General features: G+C 61.1%; 22 protein-coding genes. 8 read left to right on the plus strand and 14 right to left on the minus strand.

Translation table 11 applies throughout. The features are described 5' to 3' along the window. Nucleotides 1-152: 152 nt before the first annotated feature. Nucleotides 153-1,202: an NAD(P)-dependent alcohol dehydrogenase gene (locus ACQY1P_RS14790; RefSeq protein ID WP_062457989.1), complete on the plus strand. Its 1,050-nt coding sequence runs from the start codon at nt 153-155 to the stop codon at nt 1,200-1,202. A 51-nt stretch (nt 1,203-1,253) separates the two neighbouring features. Here the strand turns inward: ACQY1P_RS14790 and ACQY1P_RS14795 are convergent, their stop codons facing one another. After that, the gene (locus ACQY1P_RS14795; protein ID WP_430254081.1) at nt 1,254-1,661 is read right to left on the minus strand and encodes a winged helix-turn-helix transcriptional regulator; all 408 of its coding nucleotides are present in this window, start codon (nt 1,659-1,661) and stop codon (nt 1,254-1,256) included. Nucleotides 1,662-1,778: 117 nt separating this feature from the next. Here ACQY1P_RS14795 and ACQY1P_RS14800 point away from each other — a divergent pair, with 117 nt between their 5' ends. Together ACQY1P_RS14800 and ACQY1P_RS14805 are read left to right on the plus strand one after the other, a co-directional pair. Next, entirely contained in the window at nt 1,779-2,663 is an 885-nt protein-coding gene (locus ACQY1P_RS14800; protein ID WP_430254083.1) for an SDR family oxidoreductase, read from the plus strand. 85 nt (nt 2,664-2,748) lie between these two features. Beyond that, nucleotides 2,749-3,693 (plus strand): bifunctional helix-turn-helix transcriptional regulator/GNAT family N-acetyltransferase, encoded by a 945-nt coding sequence (locus tag ACQY1P_RS14805; protein WP_062581015.1) that lies wholly within the window; start codon nt 2,749-2,751, stop codon nt 3,691-3,693. 53 nt (nt 3,694-3,746) lie between these two features. On the opposite strand, the gene ACQY1P_RS14810 is transcribed toward ACQY1P_RS14805, so the two are convergent. Both ACQY1P_RS14810 and ACQY1P_RS14815 read right to left on the minus strand, forming a co-directional pair. Beyond that, the gene (locus ACQY1P_RS14810; protein ID WP_430254085.1) at nt 3,747-5,012 is read right to left on the minus strand and encodes an NAD(P)/FAD-dependent oxidoreductase; all 1,266 of its coding nucleotides are present in this window, start codon (nt 5,010-5,012) and stop codon (nt 3,747-3,749) included. 277 nt (nt 5,013-5,289) lie between these two features. Next, nucleotides 5,290-6,042: a pyridoxine 5'-phosphate synthase gene (locus ACQY1P_RS14815; RefSeq protein ID WP_174196551.1), complete on the minus strand. Its 753-nt coding sequence runs from the start codon at nt 6,040-6,042 to the stop codon at nt 5,290-5,292. 340 nt (nt 6,043-6,382) lie between these two features. On the opposite strand from ACQY1P_RS14815, the gene ACQY1P_RS14820 reads away from it, so the two are divergent. Continuing rightward, nucleotides 6,383-7,099 carry a MerR family transcriptional regulator gene (locus ACQY1P_RS14820; protein WP_430254088.1) on the plus strand — a complete coding sequence of 239 codons (717 nt, stop codon included), beginning with the start codon at nt 6,383-6,385 and terminating at the stop codon, nt 7,097-7,099. 6 nt (nt 7,100-7,105) lie between these two features. Here the strand turns inward: ACQY1P_RS14820 and ACQY1P_RS14825 are convergent, their stop codons facing one another. The 6 genes from ACQY1P_RS14825 to nthA all read right to left on the minus strand — a co-directional run bounded on the left by ACQY1P_RS14825 (nt 7,106) and on the right by nthA (nt 10,663). Next, a complete protein-coding gene (locus ACQY1P_RS14825; protein ID WP_062581019.1) occupies nt 7,106-8,230 on the minus strand; it encodes an ATP-dependent DNA helicase in 1,125 nt (374 codons plus the stop codon). 84 nt (nt 8,231-8,314) lie between these two features. After that, nucleotides 8,315-8,746 (minus strand): type II toxin-antitoxin system HicB family antitoxin, encoded by a 432-nt coding sequence (locus ACQY1P_RS14830; protein ID WP_113110639.1) that lies wholly within the window; start codon nt 8,744-8,746, stop codon nt 8,315-8,317. A 3-nt stretch (nt 8,747-8,749) separates the two neighbouring features. Then, nucleotides 8,750-8,938, minus strand: a complete 189-nt coding sequence (locus tag ACQY1P_RS14835) for a type II toxin-antitoxin system HicA family toxin (RefSeq protein WP_113165426.1) — start codon at nt 8,936-8,938, stop codon at nt 8,750-8,752. 45 nt (nt 8,939-8,983) lie between these two features. Further along, nucleotides 8,984-9,373 carry a nitrile hydratase accessory protein gene (locus ACQY1P_RS14840; protein ID WP_113165425.1) on the minus strand — a complete coding sequence of 130 codons (390 nt, stop codon included), beginning with the start codon at nt 9,371-9,373 and terminating at the stop codon, nt 8,984-8,986. Next, nucleotides 9,360-10,019: a nitrile hydratase subunit beta gene (gene nthB / locus ACQY1P_RS14845; protein WP_430254091.1), complete on the minus strand. Its 660-nt coding sequence runs from the start codon at nt 10,017-10,019 to the stop codon at nt 9,360-9,362. Before nthB ends, ACQY1P_RS14840 begins: the two co-directional genes overlap by 14 nt. Further along, nucleotides 10,016-10,663, minus strand: a complete 648-nt coding sequence (gene nthA, locus ACQY1P_RS14850) for a nitrile hydratase subunit alpha (RefSeq protein ID WP_430254093.1) — start codon at nt 10,661-10,663, stop codon at nt 10,016-10,018. The genes nthB and nthA overlap by 4 nt, the downstream gene beginning before the upstream one ends. A 196-nt stretch (nt 10,664-10,859) precedes the next feature. On the opposite strand from nthA, the gene ACQY1P_RS14855 reads away from it, so the two are divergent. Next, nucleotides 10,860-11,702, plus strand: a complete 843-nt coding sequence (locus tag ACQY1P_RS14855) for an aldo/keto reductase (RefSeq protein ID WP_430254095.1) — start codon at nt 10,860-10,862, stop codon at nt 11,700-11,702. Here ACQY1P_RS14855 and ACQY1P_RS14860 read toward each other — a convergent pair. The 3 genes from ACQY1P_RS14860 to ACQY1P_RS14870 form a co-directional block, all read right to left on the minus strand. Further along, nucleotides 11,699-12,709: a capsular biosynthesis protein gene (locus ACQY1P_RS14860; protein ID WP_430254097.1), complete on the minus strand. Its 1,011-nt coding sequence runs from the start codon at nt 12,707-12,709 to the stop codon at nt 11,699-11,701. The two genes, ACQY1P_RS14855 and ACQY1P_RS14860, sit on opposite strands and share 4 nt — an antisense overlap. 30 nt (nt 12,710-12,739) lie before the next feature. Then, nucleotides 12,740-13,312: an acetolactate synthase small subunit gene (gene ilvN, locus ACQY1P_RS14865; RefSeq protein WP_062456299.1), complete on the minus strand. Its 573-nt coding sequence runs from the start codon at nt 13,310-13,312 to the stop codon at nt 12,740-12,742. Between the two features lie 70 nt (nt 13,313-13,382). Continuing rightward, on the minus strand, nt 13,383-15,161 hold the full coding sequence (locus ACQY1P_RS14870; protein WP_082471955.1) for an acetolactate synthase 3 large subunit: 1,779 nt from the start codon (nt 15,159-15,161) through the stop codon (nt 13,383-13,385). Between the two features lie 382 nt (nt 15,162-15,543). On the opposite strand from ACQY1P_RS14870, the gene ACQY1P_RS14875 reads away from it, so the two are divergent. Then, complete coding sequence (locus tag ACQY1P_RS14875; protein WP_192086359.1) at nt 15,544-17,733, plus strand: helicase HerA domain-containing protein; 2,190 nt, start codon at nt 15,544-15,546, stop codon at nt 17,731-17,733. Between the two features lie 16 nt (nt 17,734-17,749). Here ACQY1P_RS14875 and miaA read toward each other — a convergent pair whose 3' ends face one another. Then, nucleotides 17,750-18,643, minus strand: a complete 894-nt coding sequence (miaA, locus tag ACQY1P_RS14880) for a tRNA (adenosine(37)-N6)-dimethylallyltransferase MiaA (RefSeq protein WP_430254100.1) — start codon at nt 18,641-18,643, stop codon at nt 17,750-17,752. On the opposite strand from miaA, the gene serB reads away from it, so the two are divergent. Next, nucleotides 18,644-19,537, plus strand: coding sequence for a phosphoserine phosphatase SerB (gene serB, locus ACQY1P_RS14885; RefSeq protein ID WP_430254102.1), 894 nt, complete (start codon nt 18,644-18,646; stop codon nt 19,535-19,537). It begins immediately after the preceding gene. 26 nt (nt 19,538-19,563) lie between these two features. Continuing rightward, on the plus strand, nt 19,564-20,166 hold the full coding sequence (locus ACQY1P_RS14890; RefSeq protein ID WP_430254104.1) for a GNAT family N-acetyltransferase: 603 nt from the start codon (nt 19,564-19,566) through the stop codon (nt 20,164-20,166). Nucleotides 20,167-20,175: 9 nt separating this feature from the next. Here the strand turns inward: ACQY1P_RS14890 and ACQY1P_RS14895 are convergent, their stop codons facing one another. Further along, nucleotides 20,176-21,951, minus strand: a complete 1,776-nt coding sequence (locus ACQY1P_RS14895; RefSeq protein ID WP_430254106.1) for a Do family serine endopeptidase — start codon at nt 21,949-21,951, stop codon at nt 20,176-20,178. Between the last annotated feature and the right edge of the window lie 76 nt (nt 21,952-22,027).

Raw genomic sequence — 22,027 nt, forward strand, 5'->3', positions numbered from 1 at the left:
GGCAAATCCATATCAGGCACAAGACAGAGGTAGTATCCGAAAACGGAATTTGTAGGATCGTGCAAGAAGCTTGCAGGATCGATCTAACGCTTGTGACGACGGATCGGCATAGTCCGGCAGTTGATTTCAACTGAAAATGAATGGAGTTTTCCATGGCTATTGCACGAGGCTATGCCGCGACCGACGCCACCAAGCCACTTACGCCGTTTACGTTCGAGCGCCGCGAGCCGAATGAAGATGACGTGGTGATCGATATCAAATTCGCCGGCATCTGCCATTCCGACATCCATACCGTCCGCAACGAATGGAAGAACGCCGTCTACCCGATCGTTCCCGGTCACGAGATCGCCGGCATCGTTACCGCCGTCGGTTCGGCCGTCACCAAATTCAAGGTCGGCGACCGCGTCGGCGTCGGCTGCTTCGTCGATAGCTGCGTCGGCTGCGCAGCGCGTGATGTCGACAACGAGCAGTATATGCCGGGCCTCGTCCAGACCTATAACGATGTCGATACGTTGAACGGCAATGCGGCCACCCAGGGCGGCTATTCCGATCACATCGTCGTCAAGGAAGGCTATGTCCTGTCGATCCCGGACAATCTTCCGCTCGATGCTGCCGCTCCGCTGCTCTGCGCCGGTATCACGCTCTATTCGCCGCTCCACCACTGGCAGGCTGGCCCTGGCAAGAAGGTCGCGATCGTCGGCATGGGCGGTCTCGGCCATATGGGCGTCAAGATCGGTTCCGCGATGGGCGCTGATATCACCGTCCTCTCGCAGGGCCTATCCAAGAAGGAAGACGGCCTGAAGCTCGGCGCCAAGGAATATTACGCGACGAGCGACGCGGAAACCTTCACCAAGCTTGCCGGCACATTCGATCTGATCATCTGCACGGCAGGCGTGGCGATCGACTGGAACGCCTATCTTGGCCTGCTCAAGGTCAACGGCTCGATGGTCATTGTCGGTGCACCGGAGCATGCGATCCCGGTTCATGCCTTCTCGCTGATCCCGGGCCGCAAGAGCCTGTCGGGTTCGATGATCGGCTCGATCAAGGAAACCCAGGACATGCTGGATTTCTGCGGCAAGCACGACATCGTTTCGGAAATCGAGATGATCAAGATCCAGGACGTCAACGAAGCCTATGAGCGCGTGCTGAAGAGCGACGTGCGCTACCGCTTCGTCATCGACATGGCATCGCTCGACGCCTGATCCGTTTGGTAGAGTGGAATGACAAGGGCGGTCTTCGGGCCGCCCTTTGTGTTAGCGAAGATCGCTCGCGTCGAACTTCGACCGTGCCGCCCTGACGTTGGCGTGGTTGCTTGCCGCCCACGCAAGCACTGCCGAGAGTGGTTCAAACAGCGAGTAGCCTAGCGGCGTCATCCGGTATTCGACGCTTGGCGGCTTGGTCGGAAACACCTGCCGATCGATGTAACCGTCGCGCTGCAGATCCCGCAGCGTCTGCGTCAGCATCCGCTGGGAAATATCGGGCACAAGCCGCCGCAGCTCGCCGAACCGGTACGGCTTTTCCGAAAGCGCCTGAAGAATGAGCGTCGACCACTTGCCTGCGATCTGGTTCATCACGTCCCGGACCGGACAGTTCCCGGCATCCCAGGTCGACGTGTCACAGGGCTGCTCAGCCAGCGTCGGCTTGCGTGCGGTAACGGCCATTGCGGTGGTTCCCTTTTGGTAACGATCTCCCTCAAAACTGCCTCCTTTACAGGAGGTCGTCAATTCCTATTCTAGTGTTAGTCTCTTTTTGAGACTTACAAAGATAGGAAACGCAGGATGACCAAACTTCTCGTCACCGGTGCCGCCGGTCAGCTCGGCCGCGCCGTTCTTCATCACCTCCTGGAGACATCGAAGGTTTCCGCAGGCGATATCGTTGCCGCAAGCCGCGATCCATCCAAACTGTCGGAGCTTGCGGCCAAGGGCATCGAAACCCGCAAGGCTGACTTCACCGACGAGGCCGGGCTTTTGGGCGCCTTCGCCGGGATTGATCGCTTACTGATCATCTCGACCGATGATCTCGCCACGCCGGGTGGTCGCCTCAAGCAGCACAAGGCTGCCGTTGCCGCTGCTGAAAAGGCCGGCGTCAAGCACATCCTCTACACATCTATGCCGAACCCGGACAGATCGCTGGTGAGCTTCGCGCCGGATCATCTCGGCACCGAAGAGGCCATCAAGGCGACGGGGCTGTCCTACACGATCCTGCGCAACGCCTGGTACAGCGACAATTATCTGATGTCGATGCCGCATAACCTCGCGACCGGCACCTGGTACACGGCCATGGGCGACGGCAAGCTTTCCAACATCTCGCGCGATGACTGCGCCCGCGCCGCCGCAGCAGCGCTCGCCAATCCCCCGGCCGGCAACAGGACGGTGACATTGACGGGCTCGGAAAGCCTCGGCGCGGACGAGATCGCAGCACTGGTTTCGAAGGTCACAGGCAAGCCGCTTGCGGTCGTCAAAGTCACCGAGGAGCAACTTGCAGGCGGAATGGCCAATGCGGGGCTTCCCGACTTCCTGATCAAGATGCTCGTATCCGCCGACGCCAATATCAAGGCGGGCAACTTTGATCTGGTGACCGACGATTACGAGACGCTGACAGGTGAAAAGCCCCAATCGCTTGCGTCCTATTTAGACAGCCGCAAGGCCGACCTCACCGCGTAAGACAACAGGCGACCTAGTTCCGGTATTTAGTTGACTCAGTCAACTAAATACCGGAACATCTATCCTCCTGGATGGGAGGATCATCATGTCTAGAGCAGAGACCTTCGAGGCAATCCGCGCCTTCAACCGCTTCTACACCAACAAGCTCGGCGTGCTGTCGAAGGGGTACCTCGATACCGACCACACGCTGACGGAAGCGCGTATCCTCTACGAGATCGGCGCGAGCCAAAGAATTTCGGCCACCGAGCTCAACCGTGAACTCGGGCTCGATCCTGCCTATCTCAGCCGCATCCTGAAGAAATTCCGCGAAGCAGGCTTTCTCGAGAGCGAACCCGACCCGTTGGACCGGCGCAGTCAAATCCTGACGATTACCGCGCCGGGGAAAGCGGAATACGAAATGCTCGGCACGCGATCGAGAGCGCAGATCGCCCGCGAGCTTTCCGGCGTCAGCGACGGTGATCGAGACAGATTGGTCACCGCGATGGCTACCATCCACGGCATCCTGGCAACCACAGAGCGCTCCACGGCACCGGTCGTGATCCGTGAACACCGAACCGGCGACATGGGCTGGCTGATTGAGGCGCAGGCGGTTGCCTATACGCGGGAATACGGGTGGAACGACCGGTTCGAAGGTCTCGTTGCCGAGGTGGCGGGACGGTTCATCCAAAACTTCAATCCGGACAGGGAGCGGTGCTGGATTGCCGAGACAGACGGACGCCGCATCGGCTCGGTTCTGGTCGCCGACGCCGGCCAGAACATCGCCAAGCTGCGCGTCCTTTATGTCGATCCTGCAGGCCGTGGCCTCGGCCTTGGCAGGACCCTTGTCGAGCACTGCATCGCCTTCGCGAAGGCGGCAGGCTATACCAAGCTTTCGCTGTGGACCAATGACGTGCTGAAGGCTGCCCTTCACATCTACGAGGCCACCGGCTTCACGCTTGTCGCCGAGGAGAGACATGCGATGTTCGGCCCGGAATGCATCGGCCAGACCTGGGAACTCGATCTAACGGACGTTCCACGGGCCGATGTCTGAGATCGTGCTTGGATCCCTGGATCACGCCCGAGGATCCATACCCTGCCAGACGATCAGGACTCGTCCTTCAGCGTTTCCTTCTGGGTGATCAGCCGCGCGCTATGCTGGCCGGACAGATAAATCCACAGCCAGCTCCAGGCAACGGCGGCGCGTGATCTCGTGCCGATCAGGAAGTAGATATGGGCAAGCCCCCAGATCCACCAGGCAAGTCCACCCGTCAGCTTGAACTTGCCGAAATCGATCACTGCCGCACGTTTGCCGATCGTCGCGAGACTGCCCTGGTGACGGTAGTGGAACGCCGCCGGCGCAGGCTTGCCGGCGAGCCGGGTCTTGATGACTTTCGAGACGTACTCACCCTGCTGCTTGGCGGCCGGCGCGATGCCGGGCACCGGCTTGCCGTCGTCCTGCGAGACCAGCGCGGTATCGCCGATGACAAAGATCTCGGGCTGCTCGGGGACTGACAGATACGGACCGACGACGGCGCGCCCTGCCCGGTCCGCCGACGCGCCGATCCAGCGCGCTGCGGGCGATGCCTGAACACCGGCTGCCCAGATCACCGTCTTGCAGGGAATGAACGCGTCGCCAACGGTGACGCCTTCCTCGGTGATCGCGGTGACGGGCTTGCCGGTATGAACCTCGACGCCGAGCTTTTCGAGCGCCGTCTTCGTATAGGCCGACAGATCCTCGGTGAAAGCCGGCAGCACGCGGGGACCTGCCTCGATCAGCATCACCCGTGTGCGGGTCGTGTCGATCTTGCGGAATTCCTTCGGCAGCACCTTGTTCGCGAGTTCCGCGATCATGCCGGCCATTTCCACGCCTGTCGGGCCGGCGCCGATGATCGCGAATGTCAGCTCGGAATCCAGCTCCGACGTCTTTTCCGCCATCTCTGCCCGCTCGAATGCGAGCAGGATGCGGCGGCGCAATGTCGTCGCATCCTCCAGCGTCTTCAGGCCGGGCGCGACACTTTCCCATTCATCGCGGCCGAAATAGGCGTGGCGTGCGCCGGTTGCGAGAACCAGCGTATCATAGGGCACCATACGGCCGGACGCGAGCTTCACCGTCTTCGCACCCTTGTCGATTCCGAGAACCTCATCGAGCACCGTCGTGACATCGCGCCGATCGCGGAACAGCCTGCGGATCGGCCATGCGATTTCCGACGTGGCGAGCACCGTCGTCGCGACCTGATAGAGGAGCGGCTGGAACAGATGATGGTTGCGACGATCGATGAGCGTAATGTCGGCATCGGCACCTTTCAGCCCATGCACCGTCTGCAATCCCCCGAAACCTCCCCCGACGACGACAACTCTATGCTTGCTCACGATGGATGCTTCCCCGAATGACGAATGACAATGAAATGCTGCAGCGCAATATGATGCAGGTCTTAATCAAGTTCTCAGTCAACGGAACTGCGGCACTTTGTCCATCTGCCTTTTGTGCAAGGCAGGGAGCCGCCTGATGCAAGGCATTCAGGCGCTCGATAGCGCCGCGTGGGGTCAGCATCCGACCCGTCGCCTTTACGCGGTGACAAGCCTGCCGTGACGGCACCAGACGCTGACAGCCTCATGGTCGAAGAGAGAACCGCGGCTGCGGGTTCAGTTAGATCGTCTGACCGCAGGCGCGGCAGAAACGACGCACCGTCTCGGCCATTCCGTATTCCAGCGCATCGGCCGTCAGCCCGTGGCCGATCGAGACTTCGGCAAGCGCCGGAATGCGCTTCACCAGCGCGGGGAGATTGTCGACCGTCAGGTCGTGCCCGGCATTGACGCCAAGGCCGTGCGCCAATGCAGCATCCGCAGTCCTTCCCAACAGCTCGAGAAATTCGATGCCGCGTTCCGGATTGTCGAAACAGCCGCCATAGGGACCGGTGTAAAGTTCGATCCGGTCGGCACCGGTCGCCTTGGCAAGCGCCACCGCTTCGACATCGCCGTCACCATCGGCAAACAGCGAAACCCGCATGCCGCCCTTTTTCAAGCGCGCCACAATCGGCTTCAACATTTCGCCTGTCGCACGGAAATCGAAACCGTGGTCGGACGTCGCCTGGGCCGGATCGTCAGGCACCAATGTCACCTGCTCCGGCTGGATACGTTCGCACAGCGCCAGAAAATCCTCGCTCGGATAGCCTTCGATGTTGAATTCTGCATCCGGGAATTCGTCGTCGATCAGGGCGCGCAAAACCGGCAGATCGGAAAAACGGATATGGCGCTGGTCGGGACGCGGATGAACCGTCAGTCCGGATGCCCCGGCCTGCAACGCAATCCGCCCCAAAGCTTCAACGCTTGGCCACGGAAGATCGCGGCGATTGCGGAGCATGGCGACAGCATTGAGATTGACGGAGAGCGTAGTGGTCATGGCAGCGTCCGAAGCGAGAAATGTCAGCCTGCTTTTAGGACATGCGCAGCGTGTTGACCACCGTTTGGGAACATTACGTAGAAAATAGATCTTTCCGATACGTAAGCATATTATAATCTACAAAAATCCGGAGTAGTAATCGTTAAAACTTTACGTACGTTGTCTTCATGCAGAATTCGCCAAGTCGGCAAGATGCGGCACATGAGGCCGGCGAGGCGAATTCTGCTGTCACGATCAATCGGGTCCGCATTCCTTTTACCGAAGATCATCCGCTCATCATGACGCATAAGGCGGCCTGTGGATGCAATCGAGCAGGACCAGCTAGCGACCGAAGGATCCGATGCGAAGCGACCTGTTTGATGCAACGAGCCAGAGTTCCCAGCCCTCCTGCCTGTTGTCGCCGGAATTCCTGGCGATCAGATTTTTCCCGCAAATCCAGTTGCCGTTCGAGCTGCCGGATCAGCCTGTGCCGATTGCCGACGTGGCGGACCTGTTCGGCGTAACGCACCGGACACTGCATTTCTACGAGGAAAAAGGGCTGCTGGTCGCAGGCCGTGCAACGGGACGCGGAACGGCCCCGATGCGGGTTTACGCATCAGATCAGATCCGTCGCATGGCAGTTATCACGGCCTGCCGCGAGGTCGGCATCGGCATCGTGATGATCCAGGACCTTCTGGCGGAGCTGGCAGGAGCCGCCAGCCAGGCCAAGGCCGACGACATCTTCAGTACCGCACTTCAACAACGCAAACGGGAGATGACCGCAGAGATCTCCCAGATCCGGCGGCAGATGCAGCAGATCGAGACCTTGGTGTCGCAGGACACCGACGACCGTGCCGAGACCAGCCGGACTGCAGCCTGTCCGCCGCTTGCCGATATCGAACGCCGATGCCTCTCGTTGATGAGCGATGGATATTCCGCATCAAGGATAGCCCGCGAGCTTGAGATTGATCTCGACGAAATGCGCCGAATCGAGATCGCGCTGATCGACAAGTTCGAGGCGAGCAACCGTTTTCAGGCAATCGCCAAGGCACTGGTGGCCGGTGTCGTCCTCAACTGAACCGCTCTAGCGGACGATCGTCAGCGTTTCGGCAGCACGGGTGATCGCCGTGTAGAGCCAGCGCTCCCGCGTATCGCGAAAGGCAAAACTCTCGTCGAACAGAACGACGTTCTGCCACTGAGAACCCTGCGCCTTGTGGACGGTCAGCGCATAGCCGTAATCGAACTCGTCATAGCGTTTGCGTGTCGACCACGGAATTTCCTCGTCGCTCTCGAACGCGGTCTTCAGAAGCTTGATCTTGGCTGCACCGCGATCCATGTCGTCGTCTTCCGGGCGGATCATCAGGTTGATACCGGGCTTGACGGTTTCTCGCGATGAACTCATCACCTGCCACAGAGACCCGTTCAAAAGGCCCTTGACCTGATCGTTGCGAAGGCAGACCAGCTTGTCGCCGGACTGTGGGTAATCGGCGGTAAAACCCTTCAGTTCGCGAAGGCGCTGGTTGTAGCGCTTGCGGGTCCGGTTGGTTCCGACCAGAACCTGATCGGCCTCCATCACCAGTTCCTGCGTCACCTCGTTGCGGGAGATGACCTTCGCCTTGCCGTAGTCGCCACGCATGATCTCCTTGCCTTCGCGCACGGTCATGGCGAGCTGGATGATCGGGTTGTCCTGCGCCTGGCGATGGATATCGGTCAGCAGATAATCCGGTTCCTGTTCGGTAAAAAAACCGCCGCCCGTGACCGGTGGCAGCTGGCCTGGATCACCGAGAACCAGAACCGGCGTGCCGAAGCTTAAGAGGTCACGCCCCAGCTGTTCGTCTACCATAGAGCATTCGTCGATGACGATCAGTGCTGCCTTGGTGAGCGGGCTCTGGCGGTTGATCGAAAACATCGGCGACACGGAAGTCTTGCCGGTTTCCTCGTTCTCAACCTCCTCCTCGCCCCGCGGGCGATAGATCAGCGAGTGAATGGTTTTCGCATTGCGCGCGCCGCGCGACCGCAGCACCTGCGCCGCCTTGCCGGTAAACGCGGCAAACAGCACGTCGCCATCGACGTGCTCGGCGAAATGCTTGGCAAGCGTCGTCTTGCCCGTGCCCGCATACCCGAACAAACGGAAAACCTGGCTACGGCCTTCCTTCAGCCATTTCGAAACGGCCTTCAAGGCCTCGTCTTGTTGCGGCGCAAATTGCATGGCCGCGACTTGGCAGGATTCTGCCCGTCAGCGCAACTGAAAAGAACGAAAGATGAATGGAAGCCGGGGATGGAGGAAGCTGGTTCAGACGGCCAGCGCTCGCTTCCGGCCATTGCCCGACTCGGCAGACTCCATCTCATGCTTGGCCGCACGGGCCAGAAAGCCGGATCGGGTAAATCCATTCGCCTCGGCGAAAGCGTCGATCGACGCAAGCATGTCTTCGGGAAGCGTGATGTTGATGCGAACGGCCTTTTTGCCCTCGGTCTTGAGCGAAACAAGGATGGCGACACCGTCCCTGTTGTCCTGGTTTTCCATCACCGCATCAAGCGAAGCCGGTTCCGGAATGGCATCGCCATCTTCCAGCAATCCTTCGACATGCAACGCCAGCGCTTCCTCAGCCATGCGCCGCGCCTCATCCAGATCCCGACCAGCGGTGACAACACCGGGGAAATCCGGGAAGGAAACGCCGAAATCGCTGTCGGCATCCTTATGAATCAGTGCGATATAATTGCGCATGGCTTACCTCAAATTTAGTCCGGCTTGCTTCTCGATGCTCTTGAGCGTTCCGACTGGAATATCTTGCTTCGGGTGAGGAACAGTTACCCGACCAAGCTTCCTTGGATGCTTGAACTGGACATGACTGCCCTTCCTGGCGACCTCGTACCAGCCATCAGCCTTCAACGCACAGATGATGTCGCCACTCTTCATGGAATATCTATACACACTTGATGTGTATTTTCAAGGTGCCTGTTGTCAACTCTGTCGGTGCGGATCGTTCCTCAGCTCGATCGGCATGCCATGCGGCGTGGCTTCCGCCGCGCGCTGCCAACTCTGCTGCAGGCCAAGGATCGTCGCTTCGTCGGCGACCTGTTTTTCTGCGAGAAGGTCGCAGAGCGCTGCAACCCAGCAGTCGAAATAGTCGCTTCCATCATCTGCCCTGCCGGGCTGATGGACCTGGCCCGACAATGCCGCTGCCCATTCCGGCCAGGTAAACACGCCGCGCTCGTGCAGATGCACGGTCATCGCGAAGGCTTCAGCCGTCCAGGGCTCGGGGAAGACCGGATCACCCTGCGGTGACACCGGCAAGCCCGGCGAATGCGCAAGGTCGGTTTTGCTATCGCATCGAGTTTCAGAAGCGCTCAAGATAGCTCTCCCAGGCGTCGATGGAGACGGTCAGCGTCGGATCGGCACCCTCGCCCCAGATCTCAGCCGCATCGAAAACGACGGTATAGACCCATTGCGGGTTCTCGCCCTTGCCATGGGCATTGTCATCCGGGAACACGAACGCGCCCTGCACAGCCTCGACCACGCCGGTCTTGGCGCGTGCGTAACGCGGCAGTCGCGTGTGGGTCTCCGGGTTGAAGTTTTTGGTGCGGACACGATCGCCCGCCGCGAAGACAGGCCTTGTCTCCAGCGGCCTGTCGCACGGCCCTCCTTTGGAAAGCACGCCCGCAACCATTTCGGCTTTCAGGATACGTTTGGGCACCGCCGGCTCGATCTGGTTCGTGCCCGACGCGATTTCCGCGCTGGTCGCAAAACCGTGCCGTTCCAGAAGCACTTCCAGTGCCCGGGTCCAGATCTCGTAATAGCTGGCCGAGAGATAGCATGCCGGTGGAATATTCTCGCGAGCATGCCGGCTTTCATCGATAGTCCACGCACCGAATGCTCCGCAGGACAGCGTCAGGCCCAGCGCGCGGCGCTCCCAGTCCGCATGGAAATAGGGTTCGTTGCTCTCGGGCGCGACCGGGCCGAACCCCATCTGGCCGCCGAGGTCGTGCGGGCCGTTCATGACGGCACCCCTGCGACCGCCGTGCCGATCATCGCGTCGCGGCTGACCAGTGCGGCGAGCGCTTGCTCGTCCAGCCCGTCCGTCCCGTCAGGTCGTTCCGGAATGACGAGGTAGCGCAGCTCGGCTGTCGAATCCCAAACACGGATCTTCGTCTCCTTGGGAAGAGCCAAGCCGAATTCGGCCAGCACGCCGCGCGGATCGATCACCGCACGGGAGCGATAGGCCGGCGCCTTGTACCAGGTCGGCGGCAGGCCAAGAACCGCCCACGGATAACAGGAGCAGAGCGTGCAGACGATGAGGTTATGGGTACCCGGCGTGTTGAACACGGCGCGCATATGCTCACCCTGGCGACCGGTATACCCGAGGCTGGCGATCGCCGCCGTGGCATCGGCTTGGAGCCAGTCCGCAAAAACCGGATCGCTCCACGCTTTCGCTACTACGCGGGCGCCGTTCTTCGGCCCGATCTTCGTCTCGTAGGTCTCGACGATCGCATCGACCGCTTTCGGATCAATCAGGCCCTTTTCGACCAGCACCGTTTCAAGCGCCCTTACCCGCGCCTGCATGTCGGTGTAGCGGTTGTCGTGCCCGTGGTCATGAGCGTGGCGATCGTGGTCGTTGTGATCGGTCTCGTGATCGTCGTGCATGGCCGGACCTCATGATCGCTGCGGGATACCTTTGCCAGCGTCCGCATCGAGGAGATGCAAACGTTGTCGTCGTCGGTTCAGCGTATGCGCCTTCGCCATGCCCGGCAAGCCTTTGCCGCCACCGGACGAACCGGAGGCTTGGCATCACGGCAGAGCGCCTTATCTGACATCAGATCACTCATCAGCGAGGTTGAAGATGCCCGATATTCCAACCGTCACCCTGCCCTCCGGCATCTCGGTTCCAGCGCTTGGTCTTGGAACCTGGAAGATGGGCGAGTCCCCGAACGACGCGAAGGCCGAGATCGAAAGTCTGCGCCGCGGCCTCGACCTTGGCATGACGCTGATCGACACGGCGGAAATGTATGGCGAAGGAGCCTCGGAAGAGCTCACAGGAAAAGCCATCGACGGCCGGCGCGACGAGGTGTTTCTGGTCAGCAAGGTCTATCCCTGGAATGCCAGCCGCCGCGGTGTCATCGAGGCCTGCGAGGCTAGTCTCGAACGCCTGAAAACGGATCGGCTCGACCTCTACCTCCTGCATTGGCGCGGCGAGCATCCGCTCGAAGAAACGGTCGCCGGGTTCGAGGCTCTGCGCCGCGACGGCAAGATTGGCGCCTGGGGTGTCTCCAATTTCGACATCGCCGACATGGAGGAACTGATGGAGGTGCCGGATGGACGCAACTGCGCCACCAATCAGGTTCTCTACAACCTGTCGCGCCGCGGCATCGAGTTCGACCTCTTGCCCTGGTGCCAGGATCACGACATCCCGGTCATGGCCTATTCGCCCATCGAACAGGGCCGGATCCTGCGCAATGCGGAACTCATCCGCATTGCCAAGGCCTATCAGGCAACTCCGGCGCAGGTGGCGCTCGCTTTCTTGCTGGAGCGGGACAAGGTGATCGCCATTCCGAAATCCTCGACGGCTTCGCGCGTCGAGGAGAATGCCGGTGCTGTCGACCTCGACATCAGCGACGAGGACTGGGACGCGCTCGATGCCGCCTTCCCGCCGCCGGAACGCAAGCAGCCGCTGGAGATGCTCTAATCGAGGTCTAGCTGCCGCCGCTCGGCGGCAAGCGTTTCGATCGCTTTGAAGACGTCGATTTCGGCAAAGGTCTTCGTGTCGCGATAAACCGGGTAGAGCCCAAAGGCTGCCGCTGCCAGTTGATCGATCGTTGGGCGTGCAGTGCGACGCGAAAGCGTGGCTTGCGCGCCCTCGCCGAGGTGATCGTCGGTCAGTCCCCAGCCGGCATAGAACGGACCGGCGTAACACCGCACCGGCATTCCGCGCAGGAGCGCGTCCAGGCCGAACTGGCTGGACACGGTCCAGACTTCGTCGACAACATCGAGAATGGAGGCAACCGAGACTGCATCGGAGAGCAGAATGACTCCGGGAGCCTTCGCTGCCTGTTCGGTCAGATAGCCCTTGCGGAAACCGGCCATCACATCCGGATGGGTGCGCACCACGCATTGTGCACCGCTCGCGATCGCATCCTTGAGCATCCGCGAGAAACTGTCTGGCGAGCCGCCCGCCATCGGCACCGAGACGTCGCCGAACACCTGGTCCACGAGCAGGATCCGCTTCCTCGCGGATTTATCGAGCTTTGGTTCCCGGTGCGGAAGGTTGTTGTATTTCGACAGCTTTTCACGCACCAGCGCGGCGCGGATGTCTCCACCCAGAGACGCGGCGTTCCAATCTTCTGCGGAAGCCGCGATCACCGTTTCCAGGCGTGAGGGAGCGGATGCTCTTACCGGCATGCCGAGGTCGTCGATCTGGATCGAAATCGGCAGCGCGTTTTGCTTGCCGAGCCCGACCGAGCGCAAGAACCCGTCTTCCAGATACCAACTCGGCAGCCCGCGCAACGCAGCAATCAGCCGCGCCGCCTTTGCCGGGACGCGACCGCCCCACAGAACGATCCCACCGATCCCCGGCCGAAGCGTCGGTTCAAGTGCCTCGACGCCGAAGTAATGCCGCAGAAAGGGCTGCGACTGCCGGACATAGAAGGTCGCACCGATGCGCGTTCCAGGTTTCGGCAGCCAGTCCTTTTGCAATGGAGTATCCCCGGCGCCGCGGCCCGACACTTACATGCCCTGCGAGCCGCGGTTCATCGCAGCGATGCCCGTGCGGCAGATCTCGATCAAGCCGAGTGGCCGGATGACCGCCACGAACTGATCGATCTTCGACGACTTGCCGGTGATTTCGAAGATGAAGTGCTCGATCGTCGCGTCCACGACCTTCGCCTGGAACGCGTCGGCGAGACGCAAGGCCTCGGCCCGCTGGTCGCCGTGGCCGACGACCTTGAGCAATGCCACTTCCCGTTCGATCGGCCGGTCCTGGCCAAGATCGCGCGCTCGGACCGTCAGGTCGAGAACCCGGTGGACAGGCACGATGCGCTCGAGCTGAGCTTTGATCTGCTCAAGCACGGTCGGCGTTCCGTTGGTGACGATCGTGATGCGCGATAGGTGCGCTTCATGCTCGGTCTCCGAAACCGTCAGGCTTTCGATATTGTAGCCGCGGCCGGAGAAAAGCCCGATGACGCGGGCAAGAACGCCCGGCTCGTTGCTGACAAGAACCGAAAGCGTGTGGCTCTCGACCTTGGCGGTCTCGGGCTGGAAGAAGTAGGCAGAACCGGTCGGCTGCTGATGTGCATTCATGGTTTCAGGTCCGTTTCCTCAGAGATAGGTTCAGGACGCCAGCGTTCCGCTGACGCCCCGGATGCGCCGATCAAACCAGCTGACGGCCTTTGGCGTCGATCGCGGTTGCAACAACTTCGTCTGTCGCCTCGTCCGGCAACAGCATCTCGTTATGGGCTTTGCCTGACGGGATCATCGGGAAGCAGTTGGCAAGGTTTGCGACACGGCAGTCGAAGATGACTGGCTGCCGGATTGCGATCATCTCGGCGATCTTGTCGTCCAGCTCCTTCGGATCGTCGCAATACATGCCGACCGCGCCATAGGCTTCCGCGAGCTTGACGAAGTCAGGCATCGCTTCCGTGTAGGAGTTCGACAGACGGTTGCCGTGAAGCAACTGCTGCCACTGGCGCACCATGCCCATATACTGGTTGTTCAGGATAAAAATCTTGACCGGCAGATCGTGCTGGATGGCGCAGGACATTTCCTGAATGCACATCTGGATCGAGGCATCGCCGGCAATGTCGATGACGAGCGCATCGGGATGCGCGACCTGAACGCCGAGAGCTGCCGGCAGGCCGTAACCCATCGTGCCGAGCCCACCCGATGTCATCCAGCGGTTCGGCTCTTCGAAACCGAAGAACTGTGCCGCCCACATCTGGTGCTGGCCGACCTCGGTCGTGATGAAGGTCTTGTGACCCTTCGTCGCCTCGTAGAGACGCTCGACCGCGTATTGCGGCATGATGACGTCGGTCGAGTTCTTGTAGGAAAACGACTTGCGACCCCGCCAGCTCTGGATTTCGCTCCACCAGTCGGAGATCTGCGCCTTGTCCTGCTTTTGCGGCAGTGCGCGCCACAGGCGGACCATCTCCTCCAGAACATGGCCGACATCACCGATGATCGGGATCTCGACGCGGACGTTCTTGTTGATCGATGATGGGTCGATATCGATATGGATCTTGCGCGAGTTCGGCGCAAACGCATTCAGGCGTCCGGTGATGCGGTCGTCGAAACGCGCACCGACGCAAACCATGACGTCGCAGTCATGCATCGCCATGTTGGCTTCATAGGAACCGTGCATGCCCAGCATGCCGAGCCAGTTCTTGCCCGATGCCGGATACGCGCCGAGCCCCATCAGCGTCGAGGTGATCGGGAAATCCGTCAGCTCAATCAGCTCGCGCAGCAAACGCGATGCTTCCGGACCGGAATTGATGACGCCGCCGCCTGTGTAGAGGATCGGCCGACGGGCCGAGGCCATCAGCTGGACGGCTGCCTCGATTGCCTGCATATCGCCGGCAAGCTTGGGCGCGTAACTCTTGTTGGCAGGCGTCGCGCCCGGTGGCGTGTAGGTGCCGGTCGCAAACTGGATATCCTTGGGGATATCGACGACAACAGGTCCCGGACGGCCGGACTGGGCGATACGGAACGCCTCGTGGATGACACCGGCCAGCTGGTCGACGTCTTTGACGAGCCAGTTGTGCTTGGTGCAGGGGCGCGTGATGCCGACCGTATCGGCTTCCTGGAAGGCATCCGAGCCGATCAGGTTGGTCGGAACCTGGCCAGTCAGACACACGAGCGGGATCGAATCCATCAGCGCGTCCTGCAGCGGCGTAACCGCGTTGGTGGCGCCTGGACCTGACGTGACGAGCATGACACCGACCTTGCCGGTCGAACGGGCATAGCCTTCGGCCGCATGGCCGGCGCCCTGTTCGTGGCGGACGAGGATGTGCTTGATGTCATCCTGCTGGAAGATTTCGTCATAGATCGGCAGGATCGCGCCGCCGGGATAGCCGAAAATATGCTCGACGCCGTTATCCTTCAGCGCCTTCAGGACGATCTCTGCGCCCGTCATCCTGTTATTCGTATCCGTCATCATCGTCATCCGTTCACTTCTGGATTTACCGGCGGCTCCTCCGAGCCGGTTTGAAGACATAAAAAAAGGCCCCTTAAGGAGCCTGTCTTTCCGCGCATGGGTGGCTATCGCCGGACGGTTACACCGTCCTGCCCATGCGCGTTCCCACCACGATAAGTGCGTTCGAAATCTTCATGGCCTTGAGTGTTAGCCGGATATGCCCCATTCGTCAACGCAGACCGTCAGCAAAAACGTCATCTCATTGAGATCGCTCGCAGTTCACGCCGAAAGTCACGAGGTCCTACACAAGTTGTTAAGCCGGCAAGGCTACAGTCGCGAGATTGGAGGAACCTGATCTCCATATCACCTTTCGATTGCCACCCCATTTGCAGGGCCGTTACTGTTGTTGAACAACGACCTTCACCGTTCGATCTCTGCCGGGGAGCAAGAGCGTCGCGATGCCCAGAAAATCGGTAACCGGATGCTGGGCCGTGTCGTCGCCTGCAACGGCTCGCATGCGACGATCGCAGCTGTCGCCGAGCATGGCGACACCGATCTCACCGAACTCTGGTCCGTCGGCCGGCTGATCTCCATTTCCGTCGGCAGCAACCGCGTCGTCGCGCTTGCCTATTCGATGCAATCTGGCGAACGCCAGTGGGCGGAAGGCGAAGACACGAAATTCCACATCGAAGTCGAGCTGCTCGGCGAGGTCCGTGTCGGGCATGATGGCCGCGAAGAGTTTTCGAGCGGCATTTCCGCCTACCCCTATCTCGGCGCCATTGCCCATCGTATCCGCTCGGCCGACCTTCTGCGCATCTACGATGCCGGCAAGAACGATACGTGCACGATCGGCAAGCTCAGCCAGGATGAAAGCATCGATGCGGCGATCCATGTGCCTTCAATGCTGTCGAAGCATTTCGCCATCGTCGGCTCCACCGGCGTCGGCAAGTCGACAGCCGTTTCGCTTCTCCTGCACAAGGCGATCGAAGCCGACCATCGGCTCCGCGTTCTGATCCTCGATCCGCACAACGAATTTGCGGCAGCCTTTCCCGATCATGCGGTCGTTATCGATACCGACACGCTCGACCTGCCTTTCTGGCTGATGCGCCTTGAGGAATTCTCGGAAGTCATTTTCCGTGGCCGCCCGGCTATCCCCGAAGAGCTCGACATCATGCGCGACCTCATCCCGGAAGCAAAACGCGCTTTCAAGGGCAGCGATTCGGGCCTGATGCGCCGCTCGGCTTCGGAAAAAAGTTCGCTGACAGCTGATACGCCCGTCCCTTACCGCATGGCCGATCTGCTGGCCCTGATCGACGAACGGCTCGGCAGGCTGGAGGGTCGCTCCGACAAGCCGTTCCTGCGCGCACTGAAAATGCGCATCACGTCGGCGATCAACGATCCGCGCTACCATTTCATGTTCTCCAACAACACGATCCAAGACACGATCATGGAGACGATCGCGCATATCTTCCGCATTCCCGGCGACGACCGGCCGATCTCGACGTTCCAGCTTGCCGGCATCCCATCGGAAGTCGTGAACTCTGTCGCCTCTATCCTCTGCCGCATGGCGTTCGAGCTTGCGCTCTGGAGCAATGGCGCAATTCACATGCTCGTTGTCTGCGAGGAAGCGCACCGCTACGTACCGGCCGACCGGGAGCTCGGTTTTGCGCCGACCGTGCAGGCCATCTCCCGCATCGCCAAGGAAGGCCGGAAATACGGCGTTTCCCTTGGCATCATCACGCAGCGCCCCGGCGAGCTCGACCAGACGATCCTGTCCCAGTGTTCGACGCTGTTTGCCATGCGCCTGTCGAATGAGCGGGATCAGGTCATCATCAAGTCGGCGATCCCGAATTCGTCGATTTCGACGACGAGCTTCCTGTCGTCGATCGGCAATGGCGAGGCAATCGCGTTCGGCGAGGCCATCTCGGTTCCCATGCGCATGCGCTTCTCACGCGTCGAGAAACGCTATCTTCCAAAGACCAACAGTCTTGCAAACAAAGGCAGCGAAGAAACGCCCGACACGGTTGATCTGCGTTCGATCGTGTCCCGCATGCGCTCGGTCACAGCGCCGGAAATCTCATCGTTCCAGCAGAGCTATTCCGCCAATCCACCCGCCCCGGAGGCAGGTCTGCCGATCCCGCCCGAAGACAGGCAGGCTGTGCCGTCCGCCGATGACGCGGAACTGAATGACTGGCGGCGTGAAATCGGCAGCGGTATACCGCCGCTCGATGCGCCTGCCCCGCGCTCGCCGGAACCGCCCTCGTTGGCACCCTACAGATCCGACATGCTGCCGACCCCGCGTGCAGCGGAGCGGCTTGCACCGCGCTTCCCGGAACGCGACAGGCCGGTTGAGCGCTTTGCCGAGCGTCCCGTGGAGCGTCAGACCGACCGGCTCACGGATCGCCCGCCCGCCATTCACGACCGTTTCGCCGATCTTCGTCGGCAGGTTTCGTCCGAGACTCCGCGACCAGGCTCGCCGTCACTGGAACCGCGTCCGAACGCATTCCTGCGGCGCGAAGCTCCGCCACGGGAAGGTTCGTTGCGCGATGGCCTTCTCAAGAAGCCACTGAGCAGTCTCTACGACAAGGACTGATCGCGAGCGAGCGCCCTCACGTCGCGAGGCGCTCCCAGCTTTCGTCCATCTGGTTGCGGAACCAGGTCATCTGACGCTTGGCGTATTGCCGCGTCAGCGCGGAGCCACGCTCGATGACCGCGTCGCGGGTCATCCGTCCCGCGAGCATTTCGCCGATCTCCCGCACGCCGATCGCCTTCATGATCGGCAGGTCCGGGGCCGGATCGCAGGCGAGCAGCGATTCGACCTCCTCGACTGCGCCCCCATCCAGCATCTTGACGAAGCGGGCATTGATACGATCGTGCAGGATCTTTCGATCCGGCAGAACGACGATTTTGCGCGCTCGCAACGGATCGATGATGACCGGGCCTGCCTTGCCCTGAAACTCGGTGATGGATCGGCCTGTTTCTTCCAGCACCTCCAGTGCCCGCAGGATTCGCTGTCCGTCCATCGGCTTCAGATTGGCGGCCACCGCCGCGTCACGTGCCGATAACTCCGAGTGAAGCGCCTGCGGTCCCTCCTCCTTGAGCCGCAAGCGCACACGGCACCGAATATCCTGGGAAATCTCCGGCATGTCCGACAGACCGCCCGTGAGCGCCTTGAAGTACAGCCCCGTGCCGCCGACGAAGACCGGAATCCGCCCCTGTTCTTTCAAGACCGGCAGGAGTGCGGATACGTCCCGCTGCCATTCGCCCGTCGAATAGGCGTGCGTCGCCGGCACATGCCCATAGAGGTAATGGGCGATGTCCCCTGTCTCTTCCTCTGACGGACGCGCGGTGATGATCCTGAGCGTGTCGTAAACCTGCATGCTATCGGCATTGACGACGACGCCGCCGCATTCGCGTGCCATGCGAATGGCAAGCGCCGACTTGCCGCTGGCAGTTGGCCCGGTTATCAGGATCGCATCAGTATTTTGCATAAGGTCGGTCATATGGCTTTCGTTGCCACGCTCATTGCCCATCCGTCAAACCCCGTTCTCACTCCGGCCATCGCCGAACGGGCCGCCGAAGCGGTCAACGCCTCCGGTCTGTACTGGCTGGAAGACGGGATCGCCTGCGATATCGCCCTTCGCGACGGCACCGATCCGTCGGCTGCGGAAGAAACACTCCGCGGCTTGATCGGCGAGGAGCGGATCGATGTTGTGGTGCAGCAGGCGGAAACCCGGCGCAAGTCGTTCCTCATCGCAGACATGGATTCCACCATGATCGGCCAGGAATGCATCGATGAACTCGCCGACGTCGTCGGTTTGAAGGACAAGGTGGCGACGATAACGGCACGTGCCATGAACGGCGAGATCGCATTCGAGCCGGCGTTGAGAGAACGGGTGGCGCTCTTGAAAGGCCTGCCGATCGGCGTCGTCGACGAGGTCATCGAGAAGCGGATCACGCTGACATCGGGTGGACCGGAACTGATCGCGACGATGAAGGCGAAGGGTGGGTACACGGCACTCGTGTCCGGTGGCTTTACCGTCTTTACCAGCCGCATCGCCGCAATGCTCGACTTCGACGTCAACCGCGCCAACATCCTCCTCGAACAGGATGGTATCCTTACCGGCGACGTCGCCGAACCAATCCTCGGCAAACAGGCCAAGGTGGATGCGTTGGAAGAGATCGCCCGCGAACTCGGCATCACCCCTGATGATACGATTGCTGTCGGCGATGGCGCAAACGACCTTGGCATGCTCGGCATCGCAGGCTCCGGCGTTGCGCTCCACGCCAAGCCCACTGTTGCGGCCCAGGCCAAGATCCGAATCGACCACGGCGACCTGACCGCGCTCCTCTATATCCAGGGCTACCGGAAGACGGATTTCGTCATTCCCGGCTGAGGCTCCACAGAGGGATGAGCAACACCATGCAGCCGCAGCCTATCGCAACCACGCTCCTCGAAACTTCACGCCTCGTCCTGCGCCGCTGGCTCCCCACGGACCGGGACCTGTTCCGCGAAATCAACGCGGACCCTGACGTGATGGCGTTCTTCCCGTTCCGTCGCAGCCACGACGAATCGGATGCGTTCCTCGGGAAGCTGAACGACATGTTTTCCGAAAACGGGCTTGGCTTTTACGCGCTCGAACTCAGGGAAACCGGCGAGCCACTCGGGTTTTGCGGGCTGACCTATGCCAATATGCCGGGGATTTTTCCGGCCGAAACGGTGGAGATCGGCTGGCGTCTGGCTGCCCGTTACTGGGGCAATGGCTATGTGACGGAAGCGGCAGAAGCGCTTCTCGATTTCGCCTTCGTAGAGAAGGACATCAAGGCCGTCGTCTCGTTCGCCGTAGCGGACAATAACCGCTCGACGGCTGTCATGAAGCGCCTTGGAATGCATCGGGCGGCCGGCATGGACTTCGACCATCCGCGCGTGCCGGAGACGCATCCCCACCTCAAGCGCCATGTCGTCTATGCAATGACACCGGAGGAATGGACAAGGCGGAACGCCCGCCTTGTCGAGAGAGCCTGAACTCTCAGGCTATTCCAGTGGAAGTGCCACGAACCGCAGGTTTCCGGTCTTGTCGGCCACCATGACATGCGCGTTGCGGCGGCCTTCCTTCTTCAGCACGTCGAAGCGCTTGGCGACCTCACCCGGGTTCTCGACGAAGTCCTGGGCGATTTCGACCACCACGTCGCCGGCCTTGAAGCCCTTGGCAGCGGCAACCGAACCAGCCTTCACCTCGGACACCACCACGCCCTCGACGCTTTCCGCGATCCCGAACGTCTTGCGGTGCGCCTCATCCAGCACGCTCAGCGTCATGCCGTAAACCGTGACGGGCTCGCTGCTTTTCTCGCCGGCGTCCGGGGAGCCGCTGTCATTCTTGCCCTGGTCATCCGGGGACGGCTCGTCAGGGCTTTGTGCGTCTGGCGACTGTCCTTCGGGTGATGCCGGCTCATCGCCATCTGCGGCATCGGCCGTATCATCGAGTTGTCCGAGCGTGATGCGAACGGTCTGTTCCTTGCCGTCGCGCAGCAACCGCACCTCGACATCCTTGCCCACAGGGCTTTCGGCAACAATCCGCGGCAGATCGCGCATCGAACTGACCGACTGTCCGTCGAAGGCGAGCACGACATCGCCCGACTTGATTTCACCGTTCTTGATCGGACCGTTTTCAACGACGCCGGAAACCAGGGCTCCACGGGCCTTGTCGAGCCCCAGGCTCGCTGCAATATCGTCGGTGACCGGCTGGATGCGGACACCGAGCCAGCCGCGGCGGGTCTCGCCGAACTCGATCAGCTGATGGACGATGTTTTCCGCAAGTTCTGTCGGGACGGCAAAGCCGATACCGATCGAGCCGCCGGAGGGCGAAATGATCGCCGTGTTGATCCCGATCACCTCGCCGCGCATGTTGAACAGCGGTCCGCCGGAATTGCCCTTGTTGATCGCCGCATCCGTCTGGATGAAGTTGTCGTAGGGCCCTGCATTGATGTTTCTGCCGCGTGCGGACACGATGCCGAGCGTCACCGAGCCGCCAAGACCGAACGGATTGCCGATCGCCATGACCCAGTCGCCGATTCGGATCTTCTTGGAGTCACCGAAGGGAACGGCCTTGAGCGGCGTCTTGGACTCGACCTTCAGCACGGAGAGGTCGGTTTTTGTGTCGGTGCCGACCAGGCGAGCCTTCAGCTTACGGCCATCCGGGAAAATCACCTCGATATCGTCGGCGCCTTCGATAACGTGGTTGTTCGTCACCACATAGCCGGAGGAATCAATCACGAAGCCGGAGCCGAGTGAAGACACCTTCTGGTTTCCGCCCTGATTGTCCTTGTCGTCGAAAAAGTCGTCGAAGAATTCCTGGAAGGGTGAGCCCTCCTGTATCTGCGGCTGCGGGCCGGCACCCTGGTCCTTGACGCTCTGCGACGTCGAGATGTTGACGACGGCGTCGAGCAGGCCTTCCGCCAGATCGGAGATAGGCGCTGGACCTGCGGGCACCGCGGACGGGCTGACCGGAGGTGGCGGATTGAACTTGTTGCCGACTGGCGCTGGTGGCGCGGGCAGCATGCCGCCGGGCTGAGTGGCCGGCTGGCTATTAGCCTGTGGAGCCGGCGCTTGTCCCGGAAGTGCCGGGGCTTCCCCCTGCGGAGCGGGCGCCTGTCCCTGAGGCGCTGGCGCCTGTGGACGAGGGGCCGGGGCCTGGACCTGCTGCGGCTGGGCCGGGCCTTGCGCCAGTGCCTGAAGCGGACTGACCATGACGGCAACCACTAGACCGAGGCTCACGGAACCCTTCAAGGACGATAGTTTCGAATGGCCCATTGGCATCCTCGTTTTCTGTCACGGTGTCTGCCGCGGCAGAAAAGCATCCGTGCAACCCACAACGTTACGCATTGAT

This window comes from Neorhizobium sp. DAR64872/K0K18 (assembly GCF_050500175.1).
In the GTDB taxonomy this organism is placed as follows: domain Bacteria; phylum Pseudomonadota; class Alphaproteobacteria; order Rhizobiales; family Rhizobiaceae; genus Neorhizobium; species Neorhizobium soli.